Origin of the sequence: Peribacillus phoenicis, assembly GCF_047238085.1 — a bacterium.
Taxonomy (GTDB): domain Bacteria; phylum Bacillota; class Bacilli; order Bacillales; family DSM-1321; genus Peribacillus.
Map to the genome: position 1 here is coordinate 3,367,465 of NZ_JBDFMF010000001.1, position 21,308 is coordinate 3,388,772.

24 protein-coding genes are annotated in these 21,308 nt (G+C 41.8%); 6 read left to right on the plus strand and 18 right to left on the minus strand.

Annotated elements, in window-relative coordinates; all coding sequences use genetic code 11:
- Positions 1-73: 73 nt before the first annotated feature.
- From lepA to gpr, 4 genes are all read right to left on the minus strand, one after another.
- Positions 74-1,909 carry a translation elongation factor 4 gene (gene lepA, locus ABC374_RS16500; protein WP_413018959.1) on the minus strand — a complete coding sequence of 612 codons (1,836 nt, stop codon included), beginning with the start codon at positions 1,907-1,909 and terminating at the stop codon, positions 74-76.
- Between the two features lie 176 nt (positions 1,910-2,085).
- Positions 2,086-2,409 (minus strand): YqxA family protein, encoded by a 324-nt coding sequence (locus tag ABC374_RS16505; RefSeq protein ID WP_053535740.1) that lies wholly within the window; start codon positions 2,407-2,409, stop codon positions 2,086-2,088.
- Between the two features lie 21 nt (positions 2,410-2,430).
- Positions 2,431-3,630 (minus strand): stage II sporulation protein P, encoded by a 1,200-nt coding sequence (spoIIP, locus tag ABC374_RS16510; RefSeq protein ID WP_350299518.1) that lies wholly within the window; start codon positions 3,628-3,630, stop codon positions 2,431-2,433.
- 86 nt (positions 3,631-3,716) lie between these two features.
- The gene (gene gpr, locus ABC374_RS16515; RefSeq protein ID WP_241589849.1) at positions 3,717-4,835 is read right to left on the minus strand and encodes a GPR endopeptidase; all 1,119 of its coding nucleotides are present in this window, start codon (positions 4,833-4,835) and stop codon (positions 3,717-3,719) included.
- 274 nt (positions 4,836-5,109) lie between these two features.
- Between gpr and rpsT the strand changes: the two genes are divergently transcribed.
- On the plus strand, positions 5,110-5,376 hold the full coding sequence (rpsT, locus tag ABC374_RS16520) for a 30S ribosomal protein S20 (protein ID WP_034308554.1): 267 nt from the start codon (positions 5,110-5,112) through the stop codon (positions 5,374-5,376).
- Between the two features lie 90 nt (positions 5,377-5,466).
- On the opposite strand, the gene holA is transcribed toward rpsT, so the two are convergent.
- Positions 5,467-6,480 (minus strand): DNA polymerase III subunit delta, encoded by a 1,014-nt coding sequence (holA, locus tag ABC374_RS16525; protein ID WP_350299520.1) that lies wholly within the window; start codon positions 6,478-6,480, stop codon positions 5,467-5,469.
- Positions 6,481-6,823: 343 nt separating this feature from the next.
- On the opposite strand from holA, the gene ABC374_RS16530 reads away from it, so the two are divergent.
- Positions 6,824-6,958: a YqzM family protein gene (locus ABC374_RS16530; protein ID WP_034308559.1), complete on the plus strand. Its 135-nt coding sequence runs from the start codon at positions 6,824-6,826 to the stop codon at positions 6,956-6,958.
- A 76-nt stretch (positions 6,959-7,034) separates the two neighbouring features.
- Here the strand turns inward: ABC374_RS16530 and ABC374_RS16535 are convergent, their stop codons facing one another.
- The 3 genes from ABC374_RS16535 to ABC374_RS16545 form a co-directional block, all read right to left on the minus strand.
- Positions 7,035-9,341: a DNA internalization-related competence protein ComEC/Rec2 gene (locus tag ABC374_RS16535; protein WP_413018963.1), complete on the minus strand. Its 2,307-nt coding sequence runs from the start codon at positions 9,339-9,341 to the stop codon at positions 7,035-7,037.
- A 19-nt stretch (positions 9,342-9,360) separates the two neighbouring features.
- Positions 9,361-9,921, minus strand: coding sequence for a ComE operon protein 2 (locus tag ABC374_RS16540; RefSeq protein ID WP_413018965.1), 561 nt, complete (start codon positions 9,919-9,921; stop codon positions 9,361-9,363).
- A 78-nt stretch (positions 9,922-9,999) separates the two neighbouring features.
- Entirely contained in the window at positions 10,000-10,635 is a 636-nt protein-coding gene (locus ABC374_RS16545; RefSeq protein WP_413018967.1) for a helix-hairpin-helix domain-containing protein, read from the minus strand.
- A 110-nt stretch (positions 10,636-10,745) separates the two neighbouring features.
- Between ABC374_RS16545 and comER the strand changes: the two genes are divergently transcribed.
- Positions 10,746-11,576 (plus strand): late competence protein ComER, encoded by an 831-nt coding sequence (gene comER, locus ABC374_RS16550; protein ID WP_413018970.1) that lies wholly within the window; start codon positions 10,746-10,748, stop codon positions 11,574-11,576.
- A gap of 103 nt (positions 11,577-11,679) precedes the next feature.
- Here comER and ABC374_RS16555 read toward each other — a convergent pair whose 3' ends face one another.
- The 8 genes from ABC374_RS16555 to ABC374_RS16590 are packed head-to-tail and all read right to left on the minus strand — an operon-like array spanning position 11,680 to position 16,693.
- Positions 11,680-12,423 (minus strand): class I SAM-dependent DNA methyltransferase, encoded by a 744-nt coding sequence (locus ABC374_RS16555; protein ID WP_350299525.1) that lies wholly within the window; start codon positions 12,421-12,423, stop codon positions 11,680-11,682.
- A complete protein-coding gene (gene rsfS, locus ABC374_RS16560) occupies positions 12,420-12,776 on the minus strand; it encodes a ribosome silencing factor (protein ID WP_101222622.1) in 357 nt (118 codons plus the stop codon). Before rsfS ends, ABC374_RS16555 begins: the two co-directional genes overlap by 4 nt.
- On the minus strand, positions 12,776-13,348 hold the full coding sequence (gene yqeK, locus ABC374_RS16565) for a bis(5'-nucleosyl)-tetraphosphatase (symmetrical) YqeK (protein ID WP_350299526.1): 573 nt from the start codon (positions 13,346-13,348) through the stop codon (positions 12,776-12,778). The genes rsfS and yqeK overlap by 1 nt, the downstream gene beginning before the upstream one ends.
- Positions 13,338-13,907 carry a nicotinate-nucleotide adenylyltransferase gene (locus ABC374_RS16570; RefSeq protein WP_098369749.1) on the minus strand — a complete coding sequence of 190 codons (570 nt, stop codon included), beginning with the start codon at positions 13,905-13,907 and terminating at the stop codon, positions 13,338-13,340. Before ABC374_RS16570 ends, yqeK begins: the two co-directional genes overlap by 11 nt.
- Before the next feature lie 11 nt (positions 13,908-13,918).
- Positions 13,919-14,209: a ribosome assembly RNA-binding protein YhbY gene (gene yhbY / locus ABC374_RS16575; protein ID WP_076365174.1), complete on the minus strand. Its 291-nt coding sequence runs from the start codon at positions 14,207-14,209 to the stop codon at positions 13,919-13,921.
- Positions 14,203-15,045: a shikimate dehydrogenase gene (aroE, locus tag ABC374_RS16580; RefSeq protein ID WP_350299527.1), complete on the minus strand. Its 843-nt coding sequence runs from the start codon at positions 15,043-15,045 to the stop codon at positions 14,203-14,205. The genes yhbY and aroE overlap by 7 nt, the downstream gene beginning before the upstream one ends.
- A 20-nt stretch (positions 15,046-15,065) precedes the next feature.
- On the minus strand, positions 15,066-16,175 hold the full coding sequence (gene yqeH, locus ABC374_RS16585; RefSeq protein WP_413018975.1) for a ribosome biogenesis GTPase YqeH: 1,110 nt from the start codon (positions 16,173-16,175) through the stop codon (positions 15,066-15,068).
- Positions 16,172-16,693, minus strand: coding sequence for a YqeG family HAD IIIA-type phosphatase (locus ABC374_RS16590; RefSeq protein WP_101222627.1), 522 nt, complete (start codon positions 16,691-16,693; stop codon positions 16,172-16,174). Before ABC374_RS16590 ends, yqeH begins: the two co-directional genes overlap by 4 nt.
- A gap of 465 nt (positions 16,694-17,158) precedes the next feature.
- Here ABC374_RS16590 and ABC374_RS16595 point away from each other — a divergent pair, with 465 nt between their 5' ends.
- Positions 17,159-17,299 carry a sporulation histidine kinase inhibitor Sda gene (locus ABC374_RS16595; RefSeq protein ID WP_034311351.1) on the plus strand — a complete coding sequence of 47 codons (141 nt, stop codon included), beginning with the start codon at positions 17,159-17,161 and terminating at the stop codon, positions 17,297-17,299.
- A 52-nt stretch (positions 17,300-17,351) separates the two neighbouring features.
- On the opposite strand, the gene ABC374_RS16600 is transcribed toward ABC374_RS16595, so the two are convergent.
- Positions 17,352-18,137: a phosphatidylserine decarboxylase gene (locus tag ABC374_RS16600; RefSeq protein WP_350299529.1), complete on the minus strand. Its 786-nt coding sequence runs from the start codon at positions 18,135-18,137 to the stop codon at positions 17,352-17,354.
- Between the two features lie 136 nt (positions 18,138-18,273).
- Here ABC374_RS16600 and pssA point away from each other — a divergent pair, with 136 nt between their 5' ends.
- On the plus strand, positions 18,274-18,813 hold the full coding sequence (gene pssA, locus ABC374_RS16605; protein WP_350299530.1) for a CDP-diacylglycerol--serine O-phosphatidyltransferase: 540 nt from the start codon (positions 18,274-18,276) through the stop codon (positions 18,811-18,813).
- Between the two features lie 64 nt (positions 18,814-18,877).
- Here the strand turns inward: pssA and ABC374_RS16610 are convergent, their stop codons facing one another.
- On the minus strand, positions 18,878-20,668 hold the full coding sequence (locus tag ABC374_RS16610; protein WP_413018978.1) for a M3 family oligoendopeptidase: 1,791 nt from the start codon (positions 20,666-20,668) through the stop codon (positions 18,878-18,880).
- Between the two features lie 163 nt (positions 20,669-20,831).
- On the opposite strand from ABC374_RS16610, the gene ABC374_RS16615 reads away from it, so the two are divergent.
- Positions 20,832-21,134 carry a hypothetical protein gene (locus ABC374_RS16615; protein WP_350299532.1) on the plus strand — a complete coding sequence of 101 codons (303 nt, stop codon included), beginning with the start codon at positions 20,832-20,834 and terminating at the stop codon, positions 21,132-21,134.
- The last annotated feature ends 174 nt before the right edge of the window (positions 21,135-21,308 follow it).

The following is a 21,308-nucleotide window of genomic DNA, read 5'->3' on the forward strand; positions in this document are numbered from 1 at the left end:
TAATCGAATGAGTCGATAGAAAAAGAGGCTAGATTTCCTCTACCCTCTTTTTTCTATCTATCGTTTATTTTATTTATTTCTTTGGTGTCGTATCATCCATTTTCAAAACAGCCATGAAAGCTTCTTGCGGAACTTCAACGGAACCTACCTGTTTCATCCGCTTTTTACCTTCTTTCTGTTTTTCGAGCAACTTACGTTTACGGGAAATATCGCCGCCGTAACATTTAGCCAATACGTTTTTGCGCATTGCACTAATTGAAGAACGGGCGATGATTTTTTGCCCGATTGCTGCTTGGATCGGCACTTCAAATTGTTGTCTTGGAATCAATTTCTTCAATTTTTCAACGATGACTTTACCGCGTTCATAAGCAAAGTCCTTATGAACGATGAAACTTAAAGCATCGACAGTTTCAGCATTCAGCAAGATATCCATTTTCACAAGCTTGGACGGTTTATAGCCGATCAGCTCATAATCGAATGAAGCATAGCCTCTTGTATTGGATTTCAATTGATCGAAGAAATCATACACGATTTCCGATAATGGTATTTCGTAATGAATGCTTACACGGGTCTCATCGATATATGCCATATCAATGAAGTTACCGCGTTTATTTTGACAGATTTCCATGATCGCCCCGACAAACTCCGTCGGTGCCATCATCGTTGCTTTGACATATGGCTCCTCGACCCGTTCGATTTTTTGAGCATCAGGCATATTAGACGGGTTATCCACTTTCAGGACCGTTCCGTCCGTTTGGACCACATCATAAATAACACTCGGTGCAGTGGTGATCAGATCGATTTTGAATTCACGTTCAATCCGTTCCTGGATAATTTCCATATGAAGGAGTCCAAGGAATCCGCAACGGAAACCGAAGCCCAATGCTTGCGATGATTCCGCCTCGAACTGCAGCGCTGAATCGTTCAATTCCAATTTCTCCAACGCATCCCGTAAATCATTGAATTTCGATGCGTCAATTGGGTATAGACCGCAATATACCATCGGATTCATCTTCCGGTAACCCGGCAATGGTTCTGTCGCACTATTCACGGCACTGGTAATCGTATCACCAACAGTCGTATCACCAACGTTTTTAATGGATGCCGTAAGGAAACCTACATCACCTACGTTCAGTTCATCCAACAGCTGGGTTTTAGGGTTGAAGACACCCAATTCGGTAACATCGAATTCCTTGCCAGTGGACATCATTTTGATTTTGTCGCCCACTTTAATGGAACCCTCAACAACACGGATATAGGCAACTACACCGCGGTACGCATCAAACAGTGAATCGAAAATAAGAGCCTTGAAAGGAGCATCTGGATCACCTTTTGGAGCTGGAACCAATTCAACGACCTGTTCCAGAATCTCCTCGATTCCGATTCCCGCTTTAGCCGAAGCCAAGACTGCATCGGAAGCATCCAACCCGATCACTTCCTCGATCTCTCCACGCACCCGTTCCGGATCTGCACTCGGCAAATCGATTTTATTGATGACCGGAATGATTTCCAGGTTGTTGTCCAATGCTAAATAAACGTTTGCAAGCGTTTGGGCCTCAATACCCTGTGCCGCATCGACAACAAGGACAGCTCCTTCACAAGCTGCAAGGCTTCGTGACACTTCATACGTAAAATCGACATGTCCCGGTGTATCAATAAGATGGAAGATATATTCTTCTCCATCTTTCGCGTTATATTTCAATTGAATCGCATTCAATTTAATCGTAATTCCACGCTCACGCTCTAAATCCATGGAATCCAACAACTGACTCTTCATTTCACGCTGAGTCATGGCGTTCGTTTTTTCAATGATCCGATCCGCCAATGTAGATTTACCATGATCAATATGAGCGATGATGGAAAAGTTACGAATTTTTGATTGTCTTTTTAATTTTTCTTCTCTATTCATGACGTTCACTCCCACTTGTCGACACAATACACTATTTTTTATTATATCAATAGAAAATGCAAGATTCAACAGAATAGTTACAAAAGAAGCATCATTACAGGGCAACGGATAAAAAAAGGCTGCATTCCGGATTCGGATGCAGCCTTTTGGCAGGGCACACTCAACTTATTTCATACCTAAATCATATCAATAAGTGCTTGAAAGGCACCTGATATGGTCTCTCCAAGCGTTTTGCCGATCGATGAGAAAAAGTTGAAGGCCTTCATTTCTTCAAGCTTTTCTTTTTTCGTCTCCAAATCATGACTCGTTACTTTTTCGCCAAGGATATCCGCTTCCATCTCGCCTTGGTCCGATTGGTTAATAATGAATGCACTATTCAAAGAGGGATCTTCATACCCCTTCATTTTTTTCATCCCGTCGTTCGCTTGCTGCATCCCGATTAGAACACCTAAAAATAATACGAGCACAATCCCTGTACATTTCAACCAAAATCGAACCATGATAAGAGAACTCCTTTCAAATTACTGCGCTTCCGAATCCCCGGTCGGGTTATCCACTGCTTTGGCATCCCAGTAAAATTCACTGAAAACCTCGGTAAAGGCATCAACGGTCAAGTACATTTCCTCGAAAGTATTATCAACACCGCCAATTTCCAAGAGCATGGCATTGCCTGACAAATCCTGATTGTATACTCCATTATGTCCCGCTCCGCCTTGTTTCATAACCCCTCGTGAAATGCCAGGGTATTTTTTCTCCAAAGCTTTATGAAGCTTATTGGCAAGCGCTGCATTTTTTTCGAAGTTCGGGTTATTGCCCCCAACCACGAAGGCAATCTTGGCATAATCTTTACCTTTAATGTTAATGGTCGTATGTTTTTTTCGTTTAGAATCACGATGGATATCAATGATATATTCTAAATCTTTGTTATTGGCCAATGCCGTCTGGACGGATTTTCGTGATTCTTGATAGGATTTGGCATAATTCAATCCTTTATTATTCAGATTTCCCATGATATCCGTTTTATCGAGCGAGGAGCCAATCCCCTTATCAGCCATATCTTCAACCATCCGTTCCCCGAGTTTCGTAATATTGATTTTCGAATGATAGGCTAGATCCGGGTTGGTCACTCCTTTTAAATATGGAAGATATGACTCCCGGTTATGGCTATGGTATATCTCGACCACTTTCCGTCCATTCGTCGTTTGTTTCGGCTGATCGGCGACTCCTTTTTCCGGTTCTTCAATCTCATCCAGGTTTTGCAGGGACGCATCCCTTTCTTCATTCAGGACGTCCACTGGCGGCGAGGATTCGTATGGCATATTCGTATAATTCGTTCCTTCCCCGGCAACGAGGATCTCATTATCAAAAATCGAAAAGCCAGGAAGTTCCCTGCCAAGTAAGCTTCGCGGGTCCTCCAGCGAAATGTTGGTCGAAGCTTTTATCAATTGATTCGTGATCATCGATTCCTGCTTACCTTCCGGCAGGGCATTAAAAAGATAATGATTTTCATTGGCCAGCATCGAGAACAGCATTTTTCCCGAGAATTGGTTGGCTACAGTATGTACGGAATTAGAAGATATCCGATACTCCGGTCTTAGGGAAGTCATGACCCCACTGACTGAAAAAACAAAAAGAAGCAAGGCGAGAATACCTAGAAAAGTTTTTATTATTGTTGATCCGTGAACGGCTGTTATGATTCCTGGGGAATTTCTTCTTTTCATCCTTCCACCCTCTCTATAGCTTGTCTATTAATACCTATGACTTTGCTAGAAAGGGTAGAACACCATTTTTGGGCACTAAAAATGATTTAACGGGTGTAATAGCCGGTATTATCTTGATTTATTGAATGATGCAAGGCTGCATTTAACCCATTGGCTATTAAATTGGCCATATCCTCAATGAAAACATCGACTTCTTTCGGTGTAACCATTAAATTTTGACCAAGCGGTGACAGTACCTCATAAATCAATTTCCGTTTCTCTTCATCAGGGAGGACACCTATCATTCCCAAGAAGGTTTGGCGCTCCTTTTCACCTGGCATATCCTCTTCGGTCAGCTTTGTGCGCTTTCCAAAACTGAATCCAGCGGGCGCCAACGAACGTGATGGCCTGTCCCCTTCATTCAGTTCCTTGCCAAAGTGCTTCAAGATATAATCTATCGTATCGCTGGCAATTGATACGGCATCCACGACGGTAGGTATACCAATCGCTATAACAGGAACTCCCAGTGTAGCCTGGCTCAATTCTTTTCGTTTATTCCCAACACCAGACCCAGGATGGATGCCTGTATCCGTTATTTGAATCGTCGAATTCACTCGTTCGATCGAACGGGCAGCCAATGCGTCAACGACGATCAGGAAATCCGGATTACTTTTTTCGATGACTCCTTTTATGATGTCACTCGTCTCGATTCCCGTAATCCCCATCACCCCGGGGGAAATCGCACTGACCGGCCGATAGCCTTCCTTGACGGACTCCGGCTGCAATTCGAACAAATGTCTTGTGACCACAAGGTTCTCAACGACTGCAGGCCCAAGAGCATCGGGAGTAACATTCCAATTACCAAGGCCGACAACCAAACAACTGCTTTCTTTGGTGATTTTATTCCGTTTCAAAAAGGAAGCCAGTTCGTTGGCGAACACCTTTTCCACCCGTTGCTGCGTATCCGTATCCTGCTGGCGGATCCCCTGCACTTCGATGGTCAAATAGCTGCCCTGCTTCTTCCCGATTTCTTTTTCACCCTCAGCCGTGACCTCGACTAAGGATACCTTCAGATCATCCACTTCTTTTTCCTTAATAATGACCCCTTCGATACGGGATACATCCACTTCCTCTACAACACCTTTATGTTCAAGGGCAATTTCCTTTGCTTCAATCGCCAAATCTGTACGAATTCCGTATTCACTAAGGTCCAAATTATTTTCCATAACGGCCTCCTGATGTTTGAATTGAATCTAATCTAGTATTTTCAATAGTCTCTCTTAAACATTCTGTCGTTTTTGCTTTTTTATTATTCATTTTTTTGGTACAATGAGTGATGACGAGATGAATTTATTCCCGAAATTATAATTACTTTTCGATTCTCAATCTGAAGTATTGCATATTTATGGGCAGTCTGATAGAATATCACTTGTGCTATTTGATATGGATTTGAAAAGTCGAGTTCATATAATCTCGATTTCTTTGTAGGAGGTGAACGGAATGCCAAACATTAAATCTGCTATTAAACGTGTAAAAATCAACGACAAAAAACGCGTTCATAACATTACTGTTAGATCAACTATGCGTACTACAGTGAAAAACGCTGAAGTTGCATTAGCTGGTGAAAACGTTGAAGCTGCTAAAGAAGCTCTTTTAACAGCTGCTGTGAAATTAGACAAAGCTGCATCTAAAGGATTAATCCATAAAAATGCGGCAGCCCGTAAAAAATCTCGTTTAGCGAAAAGACTTAACGCTCTTAACGCATAATGACAAAAAATTAAACGATCCAACCGGATCGTTTTTTTTGTGCCGTTTTTTGCATAAAAAAGGCAGCAGGATATCTGCCGCCTTTTTTTATCATCTAATTTTTAAAAGCAGCAGCTCAAGCGTGATTGCCTTATCGGCTTGGCCCGTCTTCATTTTATAATCCGCTTCCGCTAAGTCGTTGATGATGCTCAATAGCTCGCGTTCCTGGAATTTCCCCGTCTTTTCAAGTGCCAGCTTTACCCTGTATGGGTGCACCTTCAGTTGACCTGCAATTTTTTGCTGGCTATAACCCTGACGGGAAAGCTCCTTCACTTGATACATGAGCCTGACCTGACCCGCCATGACACTCAAGATTTTGATCGGCTCTTCATTCTGCCTGAGAAGATCGTGCAGTATCGTCATCGCACTCTCCATTTTTCGCTGTAAGACATGATCAACAAGCGTGAAGATATTCTGTTCAAGGGATTTAGCAACCAGCTTTTCCACTACCTCGACCGTAATGTGTTTATCAGCTTCTACATAAAGCACCATTTTATCCAGTTCATTCGTAAGCATCATCAGATTCGTTCCTGCAAGTTCAAGTAAAAGCTCTGTAGCCTGCTCATCTATTTGGACTGAAGAAGCTTCGACCCTCTCCTTCACCCACCCTTTTAACTCATGATCACCAAGCTTTTTCGCTTCAACGAGAACCGCCTTACGCTTAAGTTCCTTGGTGATTTTTTTCCGTTCATCCAGTTTCTCATAAGGTGCGGTCAATACGACAATTGAATAAGGAACCGGGTCAGCCAAATACGCTTCGAGTCTTTTCACATTATGTTCAACTCTTGATTTCGTTTTTTCAGCTGTCAAAAAAAATGGGTTTTGCATGAAAACAAGGCGCCTTTCCCCAATAAACGGGAGGGTTTCGACATCTTCAAGTGCAGTTTCAACAGGTGTCTCTTCTAAATCAAATTGAGAAAAGTTAAAATCCATCTCATCCTCGTGAAGGACATTCTCGATCAATAGCTGCTTCGTTTCATTAATTAGATAGGCTTCCGACCCATATAACAAGTATACCGGCGCGAATTGCCCTTTTTTTATACTTTTCCAAACATCTAATACCAATAGAATCCGCCTCTTTACTATGTATTCTTCTCTAATGGTATAGGTGGATGGACCATTTGACAAGCTATAAAGGGAACTAGCCCTTTAAAAGGGCTAATTCCGGATCTATATGAACACTTTCAAGAAAGGCCCGGGTAATCTCCCTTGAAAGCGGGTAGAGTATTCATGTAGAACAAAAATTGAGCTTTTCTTTTTCGCTTGCTTTGTTTGTACTGTTATTTTGACCTCAAAATCCCAAACTATTTGTGACAACTCTTGTCAGTAAAGGAAATGAAGGAATGAAGCCTGTAGATTTTTTTTTGGTAATGTTTTATACTATTAGCAGAAATAGGAGGGGTAAACAATGAACGAATTCGAAAAGAATGTTCAATCAAAGACAGATGACGTCGCTGATTCCGCTATAGGATTCATCGGTTCTTTTGTATTTTTCGCTGCCATGTTCACCATAGCTGTCGTCATTAAAGCTGTCGGATCCTGATTTCAATTACTACATGCACTTATTTTTCCTGATGGAGGCTGCCGCTGCAGTCTCTTTCTTTTTGATTTTCTACATACTATGGGAGAGTCTTCCGAAAGGTTCCACTGCTTTTGTGATACTTGTAAATAATAGAACCATCTTCGTCCGTCCTGAACACCTTTATGCCATTTCTCTCCAGATTCCCAATTACGTCTCGATGAGGGTGACCGTAGCCATTATCTTTTCCAACTGAAATAAGCGCCGCTTTCGGCTGCAGCTGTTCAAGGAAGGGCGTGGAAGAAGAAGTTTTGCTGCCATGGTGACCGACCTTCAAGATATCCGCCTGCAACTGCGGAAATGTTCTCAAAAGTTCACTTTCCCCTTCTTCTCCCATATCGCCGGTCAATAACCATGAAAATCCCCCAAGCTCCGTGAATAGAACTATGGATGAATCATTCTTATTTTCTTCTTTCTCATATGGACTTAGCACAGCAAACGGCGCTCCGCCCGCCACCCAATGGTCCCCCCTTTTCAGGACAGTCATTTTCATTTTTTTATCTCTTGCCACAGTCACAAAATCCATATCCCTGTATTGCTCTTCACTCCAGCCTCCAATGATGATCTCCCCAACTTTAAAGTTTTCTATTAATTCTTTTGCACTTCCCATATGATCTGCGTCCGGATGGGTTAAAATCAGTTTGTCCAATTGGTGGATTCCCTTACTTTTCAATAATGGAACAATGATATCATCCGCGGTGTTGAACTTCTTTCGCTTTTTTGCCCACGTGTCGATTGGAAATGTAATTTGTCCACCCGTATCAATCAAATAGTTACCGCGATTGAAAGGCAGGATAATTAAAATGGAGTCACCTTGCCCAACGTCGATGATCTGCACTTCACCAAAAGGCGAGAACCTTTGTAAGTTATATTGCAAAAGTAAAAGGACAATTATTATTCCGCACCAGATTTTACTTTTTTCAAAGGATACTTCCCATGTCAGGTATAATCCTAAAAGCGAAATAACAAGTAATCCCATCATGATGAAAGGCGGTTTTCCAAACGGAATGGAGGCCAGCGGCAAATCCGATGCAGCATCCGCAGCTTTATTGCAGAGTATGAAGGTATAATTCAATAATGAGATGAGGGGTTGCCCCAAGGAAGGCAGTAATATATGAATGAAGAGGGAAATCAGTGAAAATGGCAGCAATACGATGGAATAAAGCGGAACATACAATACGTTCAGAAACACCCCAAGAAAGAATGCTTCAAAAAAGTGAAAAAGCAGAATCGGAAGGGATGCCAATTGGCATATGGAGCTGACGATGAATAGCTGCGTTGTTTTCTTCGGGTATTGCAAGAAAATGCTTGAAGACATGATAATGGAGAAAGTGACCGCGAATGAAAGCTGAAAACCTATATCAAAGAGCATATTAGGCCGAAAAAACAAAAGTGCCATATAAGCCGATCCGATTGCGATACCCGCCGAGATTCGCTTCTTGAGAAGCAGCAGTAGAAAGAAAAGCATAGCCATTAAACAGGATCTCACCACTGATGGACTGGCACCTGAAAGTAACATGTAAACCGGAAGGAAGATTAAGATGGCCATCATCATTCTTTCCCGTGTAATCCCGACCCTGATGCCGAAGTAAAATAACAGCCCCGTTAAAAAACTGACATGAAGACCGGAAATAGCCAGTAAATGAACCAGTCCGAGCCGCTGATAATTAGTAAGGTCGCCTTCATCTATATATGTCTGGTCGCCGAATATGAGGGCTGTGACAAAACCGCTGGATTCTTCCGGAAAGTGTTCTCTAATATACGTAATCCCCTTCAGGCGCAAATTACGAATCGAAACAAGAATCGGGTTTCCAACCACTTTACAATCTTGAAATGAAATTGAATCCGCTTTGAAAATCCAATGGGTGCCTTGACGCAAAAGATAACGCTGATAATCGAAACTGTTTTCATTTCTGTTTTTGTCGGGAATTTGCAATGTCCCTTCGGCAGGACATGATAAACCTATTCGCAGAAACCGACCCAGCTTTTCCTGTTCCAGTTCTGTGGTGATTTTATAACGCAGCACTAACCGTTCGCCTTTCTCACTGGCAACGAATCCTTTTAAAGAATTTCCATCTATATTCGGTTGATCGGTAAATGTAATGATAAATTGGCTTTCCGTTCCATGATAGGCAGTTTTGTTGCGGTGATCGGTGAAGGAGGCGGACCCTAAAAACACCCCCATGATCACCAAATGAAAACTAAGGGCCTTCACACTTAATCCCACCGAAAAGTAAAGTAAACAGAGAAAAATAAGGATGATGATCAGCAGCCTTACATTTATAAAAGAATGGGCCGTAACACCAAATGTGGCCGAAACGGCTAATAAGATAAGGTGTCGAGCCATGCCTGCCCCCCTGTCCTATTTAATTTTCAAAAATCTGATTGGCCTGCTTTTCCAGCTCCAATACAGCTTCTTTTCCCAGGCCTGTTCGTTCAAGTTGAGCTAACAATGAGAATACAAAGTCCTTTTTTTGTTTTCCATTAACATCGATGGCCCCTTTTGCTTCAACCTTCTCGGTCTTGACGTCAGCCTGTTTAAATAATTCCAGGGCATATGGATGATTTTTGTAATCTTCCGCATAATAAACAGCCTTGATACCAGCTTGGATGAGTGATTTACAGCACTGAAGACACGGAAAATGCGTCACATATATTTCCGCCCCATCAGTAGGCACCCCAAATTTCGCACATTGTAAAAGTGCATTCATTTCTGCATGTATCGTTCTGACACAATGATTATCAATTACATAACAGCCGTCATCAATACAATGCGTCCCACCCGCAATGGACCCATTATACCCCCCCGCAATGATTCTGTTGTCCCTGACGATGGTCGCCCCTACAGTGAGGCGTGTACATGTGCTTCTTAAGGCTAATAAATGGCTTTGCGCCATGAAATATTGATCCCAACTAATTCTGTTCATGTTGTATCCCCTTACCACTAGAATGATTTTCTTCAATTTTACCCTCTTCCTGTCCATTTGTGTAGCATATTCAATCATTCATTTCACCGAAATGGAATCCCGTAACCTTTCAAACGTTTTATCGCCGATTCCCGTTACCTTCTTCAATTCATCGACCTCCTTGAATTTCCCTACCGTTTCCCTGTACTCCAGGATCGCATTCGCTTTGGATGGTCCAATCCCCGTCAAGGTTTCCAAATCTTCCTGTGTAGCTGTATTCAAGTTCACCAGTCCTCCTGACGCCCCCATAGTGGCGGCATCACCATACGATCCGACTGGTATATTCTCCAAGCTCCCCGTGACTTCTTCACCTATTTCCGGAACATAAATGACCATTTGGTCTTCGACGATTTGGGCAAAATTCACTTTATTTTTATCGGCCTTGTCCGTAAAACTGCCTGCAGCCGAAATTAAATCAATCACCCGGTCACCTGCCTGTGCAGTAAAAATCCCTGGGGACTTGACCGCTCCTTTAATGTCCACTTTAATGATGACAGGTTCGGCAGCCGTTTCATTTTCACTTTGTTCGATTTCAGCTTCTTTTTCAGAAATGGAAAATATATCTTCCGTATCCGCCGGATCCTCCCCTTGTTGCAAAAAAAAGTAAATGCCAGCTGCAACAAATGCCACCGCAACGGTAATCTTCGTCATTTTCCTTTTTAAAATTTCATCCATTTCTTTGCCTCCTTGTTGGATTTCGCACGATACATAGTCATAGGACAGATTAAAAATACATAGTGTTTTTAGGAGAATCAATCGCTTTAAGTGAGAGGAGTTGAACGGAATTGAAGAAAATCGGTGTTATCGGAACCGGAAATATGGGTACCATTTTAATCGAGGCATGGCTGGAGGCAAAAATATTGAATCCGGCAGATCTAGTCATTACAAATCGCACACTTTCCAAAGCATTGGTGCTGAAAGAAAAACACCCTGGCATCAAGGTTGCGGAAAGCGCAGCCGAAATCGTCCAACAAGCCGACTTTATCTTTCTATGTGTAAAACCATTACAAATTAACAGCCTATTACAAGGCATCAAACATCATATAAAAAGGGATCAGCTGGTCATTTCCATCACAAGCCCGCTTTCAGTCTCCCAGCTTGAATCGGCAGTGAATGCCCCCTGTGCCCGTTTTATACCGAGCATAACGAACCGTGTCGGTTCAGGGGTTTCGTTACTGAGTTTCAGCCAGAGCTGCAGTAAAGAGAAAGTGTCAGCTTTATATGATTTGGCCTCCGCCATATCGGCACCGGTCATCATTGAAAATGATATAACCCGGGTAGCTTCCGATATCGTCAGCTGCGGTCCTGCCTTCTTCAGCTATTTAGCACAAGCTTTTATTGACGCGGCCTGCCAAACGACGAAGATAGATAAAGAAACGGCTACGACTTTGACTGAGAATATGCTGGTTGGCTTAGGGGAACTGCTTGGTAAAGGGGTTTATACATTGCCGACCTTGCAGGAAAAGGTTTGTGTAAAGGGTGGAATAACGGGTGAGGGGATCAAGGTTTTAGAAGCTGAAACAGGGGAAATGTTCCATCATCTTTTTCAAGCGACACATGAAAAGTTTGCAGAGGACCTATACGAAGTTGAAAAGCAGTTCGGCCATCCTTATTAATATTCGTAATTTATATCTCAATTCCTTCTTAAAATAAAAAAAGAAGAGGTCAGACCTCCACTCGTACAGGATGATGTACGAACGGGGATTCTTGACCTCTTTATTATTTACTGGCTACAAACAAGATTCTTTCGGTTTCCGTTACGAGCGGTGCTTCTTCAAGATCCGCCAGAATTTCAGAAACCGTAAAACCTGCTTGCTCCAACCACTTTTTATATTGTTCAACCGGATAGGTCCGTTGATAATGCAACTCATCAAAACGGTCATACAGTCCGCTTTCATCGTCCCTTACGAAAAAACTTAAATCATGCTCAACACTGTAAAGTTCTTCACCCGGGAAGCAGTCCCATATATAAGATACTTCTTCACCGTTGACAGCAAACGTATTATCGCGAAAGATTTCTTCCATTTTATAAATGGAATGGATATCAAACAAGAATAATCCGCCATCCTTCAAATGCTCATGAACCCGGCTGAACGTCTTGACTATATCCTCCTCATCGCGAAGGTAGTTCAGCGAATCACAAAAAATCGTGACACAATCAAATTGGCCAAGTCCCTCGAGTTCTGCCATATTCTGCTGGAAAAGCGGAATTGATAATCCAAGCTTAACCGCCTTTTCATTGGCAACAAGAAGCATTTCATCAGATAAATCCACGCCGGTGACTTCGAATCCATGCTGCGCCAATTCAACTGTCATTTCCCCGGTTCCACACGCTAAATCCAGGACTTTCCTTCCACCAATTCCATACTGTTCCAGCTTCGCCGTAAGGATCATCAGCCATTTTTCATAAGGTGCGTCCTTCATCAATTCATCGTATACATAGGCAAAGCGTTCATAAGTCATGTAGTCAGTTCACTCTCTAGATCTTCAAAAGGTGCATCTCCCCATAAACGTTCAAGATTATAGTAGTTTCTTTCATCTTTATGGAAAATATGGGCCACTACATCGCCAAGATCCACAAGCACCCATTTCGCCTCGTCAAAGCCTTCAAGACGTTTTACATTGATTCCTGATTCATCAGCTTTGCTCTTCATTTCACGAGCTATTGCTTGTACTTGTTTTTCAGAATTACCGTGGCAGATCAAAAAGTAATCCGCTACAAGGGAAATACCTTGCATGTTCAATGCCACGATATCCTCCGCTCTTTTATCATCCGCCGCTTTTGCTGCAATTACAAGAAGTTCACGTTCAGTCATTACATCTTCTCCTTCAAATTCATGATCAAATCATTATATGTCTTAAATGTGTCAGGGTAAATTGCCTGATTTCTTTTCATTAAAAAAACAACAGTATTCCTTAAAGCCTGGATGACAGCATGATCCAAGTTTTGCTTTGCCGTCTGCCTGACTTCTTCGACACCGGGAAAAGAACGTCCCGGCTCAATATAGTCGGCAAGGTATACGACTTTATCCAAAAGGCTCATGCCAACCCTGCCAGACGTGTGATAGGCAATCGCATCCAAGACTTCAGCGTCCTGAATGCCAGCTTCCTTTTTCACCAGATAAGCCCCGACAGGAGCGTGCCACAGCTCCATATTGTATTCAAGTAACGCCTGGTCCATTTTTTCAGCGATAATAATTTGCTCCATTTCCTCTTTTGGACGGAATTTTGCATAATCATGGAAAATGGCTGCCAGTTCCGCTTTTTGGACGTCGGCACCATACCGTTCAGCAAGTTCAATCGCTGACTCAACCACACCCAAGGTATGAATGTACCTGTGCTCAGTGATTTGTTCTTTGACCAGTGCCAATGCTTCCTCACGATTCATATAAACCATTCCCTTTAATATACTTCACCACTGGATCTGCTATTAAATATTTCACGGTTTTCCCCGTTCTTAACTTCCTTCGTATCATGGAAGAAGAAATGAACATTTGGGGGACTTTCACCATCGTGATTGGGTATACGGTCTTTTCATTATATCCAGGGCGCTTCACCCCGACGAAATTTACCATATGCACCAGCTCGTCGATACGGTGCCAATTCGGTAAGTACTCAATCATGTCTGCGCCAATTATGAAATAGAACTCATTGGTTGGCTCAAGCTCTTTAAGCAATTTTATCGTGTCATACGTATAAGATGTGCCTTTTCTTTCTATTTCAATACCCTCAATATAAAAAGATGGGTTTCCGGCTATCGCGTTTTCCAACATAGCCAGCCTGTCCATATCGGTTACTTCCTCCGATTTTTCCTTATGTGGAGGAACGTGATTTGGCATGAACCTGATTTCATCTAGCTCAAGGGCATCAAGCACTTCATTCGCTATAATCAAATGCCCGATATGCGGAGGATTGAATGTACCGCCAAGAATTCCAATTTTTTTCATAGATAGGTTCCTTAAGGTAATTTAAGTTGTTTGTTTTCTTTTGATTCTTTATACAGCACAATTGTGTTGCCGATAATCTGAACCAATTCCGCCCGTGCACCCTTTGATAAAGAAAGTCCCACATCATCGCGGTCCTCTTCACAGTTTTGCAGGATGCTGACCTTGATTAATTCACGTACTTCAAGCGCCTCACCAATTTGCTTGATGAGATTATCATTGACGCCACCTTTACCAACTTGAAAAATTGGATTGAGGTGGTGGGCCTTTGATCGTAAAAATCTTTTTTGTTTTCCTGTTAACATGTGTTACCTCCTAGTTTGTTCAAGACAATATCTGTCATTCTTGCTGTATCCGGCATAATGCCTGTCCATATCTCAAAAGCGAGCGCAGCCTGGTTGATGAACATCCCCAGCCCATTTTGCGTTTCCGCCCCTTTTTCCCCCGCTTCACGCAGCAGCTTGGTTTGCAGAGGGTTATAAATGATATCACTGACAATGGCACCGGTTTTAAGCTGGTCGACCTTTAACGGTGAATGATCCAATTCAGGACTCATTCCAGAAGAAGTCGTTTGGATGATTAAATCATATTGTGATAAGCTTTCTTCCGCTTCGATAATCGAGAGTGCCTTCGATACTTTATCATATGGGCAATCAGAAACAAGCTGGGCCGCTCTTTCCTTTGTCCGGTTTGCAATATCAACTTGCTTTACCCCTTCTTTCACGAGGGTAAAATAAATCGCACGCGCAGCACCGCCCGCTCCGATCACTAACGTTTTTTTAGCCTTGATGTCACCTGATATTTCATCGCATAAAGATTTGAAAAATCCTTTTCCGTCTGTATTATACCCTATAAACCGACCATTTTTGTTAACAACCGTATTTACAGCCCCGATTGCAAGGGCCAGTTCATCCACTTCATCAAGGAAAGGGATGATTGAAGTCTTATGAGGAATCGTGATGTTAAACCCTTCAATACCAAGGGCTTTCATGCCTTTTACGGCATCGTTCAATCGCTCAGGTGTCACATGAAAATGATGATAAACCGCTTCTATATTTTCTTTTTCAAAAGCATCATTATGAATGTCCGGTGACATCGAATGCGCAATTGGATCTCCCATTACCCCATATATCTTTTTCATAGACTAGACGACCCCTATATTTAGATTAATGATTTGCGAACGATCACATTGACGCCCTTTGGAACATGTGCAACGACTTTCGCTCCTGGCTCATTGACCGTCACCCAGCCAAGACCAGAAAACACAATATCCATTTTACCATCTTTCAAGGAGAATTCATGTGGAATCAGCTTCGGAAACTCCTCGATTTGTTCAGGCCGTGGGGGCGTCAATAATTCCCCGGCATGGTTTTTATACAATTCATCGGCATTTTCCAGTTTCGTACGGTGAATATTCAATTCATTCGAAAGGTAGCAAGTCAGTGAACGCCTTCCGCCTGAGACATAGTCCAGCCGGGCCAACCCTCCGAAAAATAGCGTCTGTCCTTCATTCAGTTGGTAAACTCTCGGCTTGATTTCCTTTTTCGGCATAATCACCTTGAAGTCCCGTTTGTCCACATAGTGAGCCATTTGATGATGATTAATGATTCCTGGTGTATCGATCAATGCCTGTTCATCATCCAAAGGAATTTCGATCATATCCAAGGTAGTCCCAGGGAAGTGGGAAGTCGTGATGATATCGTCTTCACCGCTCAATTCTTTTATAAGACGGTTAATGAAAGTGGATTTACCTACATTCGTACAGCCCACCACGTAGACATCTTTACCTTTGCGGTACCGCTCAATCGCATCAGCCGCTTCCAGTATGTGCTTTCCCTTTTCCGCACTGACAAGCAGGACATCAACCGGGTTTAGACCCAATTCCTTGGACGATTGCTTCATCCAATTGATCAACTTGTTCGTTTTTACGGATTTAGGCAATAAATCGACCTTATTTCCGATCAAAAGAACATCATTTCTTCCTACAAATCGATGAAGGCCAGGCAGCCAGCTTCCATTGAAATCAAAAATATCGACGACTTTGACGATTAAAGAGTCGGTTTCGCCTACTTTATTCAAGATTTTCAAGAAGTCATCGTCTGTTAAGGATACATCCTGAACTTCGTTATAATGTTTCAATTTAAAGCAGCGCTGACAAACGATCGTCTCTTTTTCCAGGGCTGATTTAGGGGCATAGCCCAACTCCTTCGGATCTTCAGTCTGGACCTTCACACCGCAGCCGATGCACACTAATTCTTGATGATTGTTCAATTGTGATCCTCCCATTCTATCATTCCTTTTCGTTTAAAGAACGCCATGATCTTTCTTTCAAAATAACGATTGATCCTTGTTCTGAATTCGTCGGTTTGTGCTACAGGGAGCACTAAGATCGTATGAAACCCGCCTCTGTTCCCTCCCAATACATCCGTCAATAACTGATCGCCGATTACCACCGTTTCTTCCAATTTCAATCCCATTGACTTACGGGCTTTATTGAAAGCTCTTACCATCGGTTTTCTGGCCTGGAAGATAAACGGAATGTGCAGCGGATCGGAAAAAGCCCGAACCCGATTTTCATTATTATTGGACACGATCGTCACTAAAATCCCATGATCCCGCAAATTGTCGAACCATTTGATTAAATCGGGGGTGGCAGTTGGCCTGTCCCATTCAACGAGAGTATTATCCAAATCGGTAATGACTCCCTTGATCCCTCTTTTTTTCAATTCTTGAGGATCTATATTAAAAATGCTTTTAACATGTTCACTCGGCAAAAATAATTTAAGCATATTGACACCTCTATATTTTCATTAAAATTTACCGTTTCCATCATATCGAATTTTTAGCTCACTTTCAAAAAAAATTAGGAAAGAAGGGCTGACGGTAAAGAAACATCATAATGGATGTTTTAAGATATGGAAAGGCATTTTTTATTAAATAATGGGAAATTTGCAGGCAGACCAGAACCAAAGAACTAATTATTCATAAAAGATTTCGACAAAAATTTCATTTGTTCAACCTGTGGATAACTTTACTAACATTTTCCATACTGATGTGCACCATTTCGTTCACCTTGTAAACAACTTAACCACAGGTTATCCACTTTCAACTGTGGATAACAGAACGATTGTTCTCCACGTTTATTTCTGATACAGTAGGGGTACATCAAGGAAGACTTATCAATATATGCAAGTAAACACCAAATTATTCCTCGCAATCCCTACTGGAGGTGAGCAGCCGTATATGGCGTTCTGATGCAAAAACTATCTGATGACCTGTTGCTTGAATCCTATTTTAAAGCACAGAATTTAAAGTTGAGTACCGATTTCATCCGCCTCATAGAAACGGAAATTCATCGAAGATCCCTAACGCATAAAATCCGATCAATATTTTAATATGGAATACATAGGCTGACATCAAATGTCAGCCTCTTATTTTCAATTGAAGTTAGACGGCCCTCATGAAACCAATCGTTTCACCTACACGGACATCTGCGGGAATGGATATGTTTCCTTCAAGTTCAAAACTGCCTTTTTCAAAAAGAAGCACCACTGTTGACCCAAAGCTGAAATAAGAAAATTCCTGCCCTTTTTCCAATTCATGAGATTCATCAGTAATGACGATCGAATTTATGAACATGGCCCCGACTTTCACCATAGCCAGACTTCCCGCTTCATTTTGCAATTCAGTTACTGTCCGATAATTTTTTGATAAAGGCTCTTTTCCATATTTCATCCCCCATTTATTGACGGGGTACGATTTCCTTCCAAGGGTCCAGCGTTTGACTACGGAACCCTTGATTGGTGAATGGATCCTATGGTAATGACTCGGGCTTAAGTATAACACGAGATATTTGCCCCCTAAGTACTTTTCCAAAAAAAGCTCATCCCCGAGCATTTCCTCCATTGAATATATCTTTCCCTTAACGACGATCTTTTTATCAGCCTGTATCTCCCCTGAATCCTCGAGAACACCGTCCACAGGACAAGCTACCGCAGAAGGATCTGCCGTAATTGGCCTGGCGTCCGCCTTTAACTGCCTTGTAAATAGCTCGTGCAGATTGGTATAAGCTTTTAACTCTTTACCAAATTCTTGTTGATTAAGGTTGAATGTTTTTACATACAGTAAAATTAAGGGCCTGCTCCAACGAGATTGGCTAAAATGCTTTAATAATCCTGATGAATACTGACCATTCGTCAGTTCAATAAGAATGCGATATAAAGACTGAAACAAATAAAACCACTCCAAATTGTAAAATTATTCTAAAATTCCCTTGCATAAATTGTGTTAAGTAAAATATTATTATATAATAAATACTTATGTTTACTATATATTGTTTTAATTTGTTTCATTTGAAAGGAGTGAAAAGATGTTTTTATTACACGCCCTCGATCAAACCATTAAAAAAGTGAAAGCACAAACAGCAAATATACTTACTTTAATGAATTTATCCCTTGGTGGATTTGCAATAATTGCCGTGATGCACGGCCAATTGAATTTAAGCCTGCTTTTAATCTTCCTGGCTGCCCTTGCAGATCGCTTTGACGGTATGGTTGCACGGAAGTTCAACATTGAATCGGAATTGGGTAAGCAGCTTGATTCCATGTGTGACATCATATCTTTCGGCGTCGCACCAGCTCTATTATTATACCAAGGAATATTAATAGAATTCGGAGCACCTGGCACACTCTTCACCGTTTTCTATATTGGCTGTGGCGCATTTCGTCTCGCCCGCTTCAATATAAGTGAAAGCAATGGATATTTTATGGGAGTGCCAATTACGGTTGCGGGCTGCATCGCTACTTTAAGTTATCTCGCCATCCCGTATTTCCATCCGGTCTTTTTCTTATCCCTCATGATTATATTATCATTGCTTATGGTCAGTCCATTTAAACTGAAGAAAGTTTAAATAAGAAAGCGGATGTCCTAATGGACATCCGCTTTTTTTCGTTCATATTCAGCCTAAACCCCTTTTATGCTTTTCGGACTAAGGGGTCGGTCAAACGCATGAATTCTTCAACATCCTCCATACAGGCATTGACCGCTTCTTCCCAAAAATCCCGGGTCTTCAAATCGACGCCTAAATGTTTCTCCGCCAGATCCTCGACCTTCATGGAACCGGTATCCTTTAATAGAGCGATATATTTTTCTTCGAATCCTGCAGGTTCTTTCAGGGCATTCGCGTAAATGCCTAATGAGAATAAGTAACCGAATGTGTACGGAAAATTATAAAATGGTACACCTGTAATATAGAAATGGAGCTTTGAAGCCCAGAACGTTGGATTATAATCACTTAAAGCATCGCCATAAGCTTCTTTTTGTGCATCGACCATCAGTTCATTCAACCGTTCGGCACTGACATACCCTTGTTTCCTCTCATCATAAAACCTTGTCTCGAATAAGTAGCGGGCATGGATATTCATGAGTAATGCAACCGAACGCTGTATTTTATCTTCTAAAAGCACAAGCTTTTCTTCCTCACTGGCCGCTTCCTTCACAGCCGCATCCGCTACGACCATTTCAGCAAAAGTTGAGGCGGTTTCAGCCACATTCATGGCATATGACCGATTCAATGGATGGATATCCCTCATTGCATAAGAATGGAATGCATGTCCCAATTCATGAGCCAATGTCGATACATTGGATGGGGTGCCCGAATACGTCATGAAAATCCTTGACTGCTTATTTAATGGGAAGCCGGTGCAAAAACCGCCTGGTCTCTTACCTGGTCTATCCTCCGCTTCAATCCAGCTGTCTTCAAAAGCTTTTTGGGTGAAGCTTACTAATTGAGAACCGAACTTAGAGAATTGCTGTATGATGAAGTCTGCACCTTCTTGATAATCCATTACTTTGGACTGTGCCGTAACAGCAAGCGGTGCATCCAAATCCGCCCAACTTAATTTATCCAAATCCAATAACTCCGCTTTCCTTTTTAAAAACCTCACAAGCGGCTCCTTATGATCGGCAATGACATTCCACATGCTTTCGAGGGTTTCTTTTTTCATCCTCCCTATTTCAAGAGGCTCTTTCAAAATATCATCCCAGCCCCTTTTTTCATTCACACTAAGACGGAATCCAGCCAAGTGGTTCAGCGTCCGGGCAAAAAGGTCACTCTTTTCCTCCCAAGCCTGTTCCCACCCGGTAAATAACTCTTTCCGGGCACCTTCATCAGGATCAGAAAATTTATTCGCCGCTTGGCCTACAGAAAGCTTTTCACCCTTATAAGGGATCGTCATTGAACCGACGATCGTATCATACATTTGGCTCCATCCTTCGAAACCATCCATGGCCAATTGGGTGATTAATGATTCTTCCTTTACGGAAAGCTTTTCCTTTGCCTTTTCCCGACGTTCATCCAATACAAATTTCAATTCATTCAATGGTTCTTTTTCGAGGATTTCTTTAAAAAACGCATCATCAAGCTGTATCAACTTTTCATCCAGCTTGCTTACCACCATTTTTAGTGAAGCGACTATCTTCATTTGTTTGATCCGCAGCTGACCAGCCTTTTTATCGTGCGCATTTTGAGCTTCCAGGCATCCAATGAATGCACTGGCCTGCGTGGATTTCATATTTGTATTTTTATAAAGATCAAATGCCTGGATTAAACTGCTTTCATCATTTCCTTCTGGATTGATATTGCTTACAACCCGGTCTAATTCTTTTACCTCTTCGTTAATTTCATCTAAAAAAATCAGGAACTCCTTAGAAGAGCTTCCTCCTTTAAAAAAGATATCCAAATCCCACGTCAAAGAATATCCCATCCTGCTTTGCCCCCTTTTTATCACTAATCCCATTATAGAGGTAAATTCAATATTTTTCTAATTAAAAGGAATTTTCAGTATTTTTGCCAGAACATTTTTCTATATCCCAGATTAAAAGCATGTTATGATGAATATATTCTTGGGAAAGGGGTGGTTGATTCATATGAAATTCTTTATTCACATGTCTGCCATCATCCTGCTCCTTTGGACGCTGCCCATACAGTTCCATCATCATGCACAGCAGCTGACCATTGAAGAACATACCGATGTTCACCATTGGGATAAGGCCGACAAGAAGCAGCCTTTCGTGCCTTCCTTCAATTCCTGGCAGTCACTTATCATTGTTCTCATTTTCGAATTTTCCATTTTGAGTTATCTTTATTTTCACTCAAATCTACGCCTGCGATATCTCAGTCCGGTTTTTTTTCAGGCGAATTACGTAGCCTTACGCTCTGACATTTTATAAAAACAATAAAATGGAGGAGTGATTCATATGTGGTTCCGACTAATTATGATAGGGGTATTTTCTTTAACCGCTTCACGTCTGTTCCTTTTTCAGGGAATCGAGATTTATCATGCATTTACGGATTTGATCCGAAATAAATATTAAAAAGAAGAGTGCGGGGAAATTCCCCGCACT

What these genes read in the sequence shown, in the direction of transcription:
- ABC374_RS16555 (WP_350299525.1), bottom strand. Translation starts at nt 12,423, where the DNA reads ATGACTTATGAACGCTTTGCCTATGTATACGATGAATTGATGAAGGAC.
- ABC374_RS16545 (WP_413018967.1), bottom strand. Translation starts at nt 10,635, where the DNA reads ATGGATGAAATTTTAAAAAGGAAAATGACGAAGATTACCGTTGCGGTG.
- ABC374_RS16615 (WP_350299532.1), top strand. Translation starts at nt 20,832, where the DNA reads ATGAAATTCTTTATTCACATGTCTGCCATCATCCTGCTCCTTTGGACG.
- rsfS (WP_101222622.1), bottom strand. Translation starts at nt 12,776, where the DNA reads ATGACTGAACGTGAACTTCTTGTAATTGCAGCAAAAGCGGCGGATGAT.
- aroE (WP_350299527.1), bottom strand. Translation starts at nt 15,045, where the DNA reads ATGAAAAAGATATATGGGGTAATGGGAGATCCAATTGCGCATTCGATG.
- spoIIP (WP_350299518.1), bottom strand. Translation starts at nt 3,630, where the DNA reads ATGAAAAGAAGAAATTCCCCAGGAATCATAACAGCCGTTCACGGATCA.
- yqeK (WP_350299526.1), bottom strand. Translation starts at nt 13,348, where the DNA reads ATGAATCGTGAGGAAGCATTGGCACTGGTCAAAGAACAAATCACTGAG.
- ABC374_RS16610 (WP_413018978.1), bottom strand. Translation starts at nt 20,668, where the DNA reads ATGGGATATTCTTTGACGTGGGATTTGGATATCTTTTTTAAAGGAGGA.
- ABC374_RS16505 (WP_053535740.1), bottom strand. Translation starts at nt 2,409, where the DNA reads ATGGTTCGATTTTGGTTGAAATGTACAGGGATTGTGCTCGTATTATTT.
- ABC374_RS16590 (WP_101222627.1), bottom strand. Translation starts at nt 16,693, where the DNA reads ATGCTTAAATTATTTTTGCCGAGTGAACATGTTAAAAGCATTTTTAAT.
- pssA (WP_350299530.1), top strand. Translation starts at nt 18,274, where the DNA reads ATGTTTTTATTACACGCCCTCGATCAAACCATTAAAAAAGTGAAAGCA.
- ABC374_RS16530 (WP_034308559.1), top strand. Translation starts at nt 6,824, where the DNA reads ATGAACGAATTCGAAAAGAATGTTCAATCAAAGACAGATGACGTCGCT.
- ABC374_RS16595 (WP_034311351.1), top strand. Translation starts at nt 17,159, where the DNA reads ATGCAAAAACTATCTGATGACCTGTTGCTTGAATCCTATTTTAAAGCA.
- lepA (WP_413018959.1), bottom strand. Translation starts at nt 1,909, where the DNA reads ATGAATAGAGAAGAAAAATTAAAAAGACAATCAAAAATTCGTAACTTT.
- ABC374_RS16540 (WP_413018965.1), bottom strand. Translation starts at nt 9,921, where the DNA reads ATGAACAGAATTAGTTGGGATCAATATTTCATGGCGCAAAGCCATTTA.
- ABC374_RS16570 (WP_098369749.1), bottom strand. Translation starts at nt 13,907, where the DNA reads ATGAAAAAAATTGGAATTCTTGGCGGTACATTCAATCCTCCGCATATC.
- ABC374_RS16535 (WP_413018963.1), bottom strand. Translation starts at nt 9,341, where the DNA reads ATGGCTCGACACCTTATCTTATTAGCCGTTTCGGCCACATTTGGTGTT.
- gpr (WP_241589849.1), bottom strand. Translation starts at nt 4,835, where the DNA reads ATGGAAAATAATTTGGACCTTAGTGAATACGGAATTCGTACAGATTTG.
- yhbY (WP_076365174.1), bottom strand. Translation starts at nt 14,209, where the DNA reads ATGTTAACAGGAAAACAAAAAAGATTTTTACGATCAAAGGCCCACCAC.
- rpsT (WP_034308554.1), top strand. Translation starts at nt 5,110, where the DNA reads ATGCCAAACATTAAATCTGCTATTAAACGTGTAAAAATCAACGACAAA.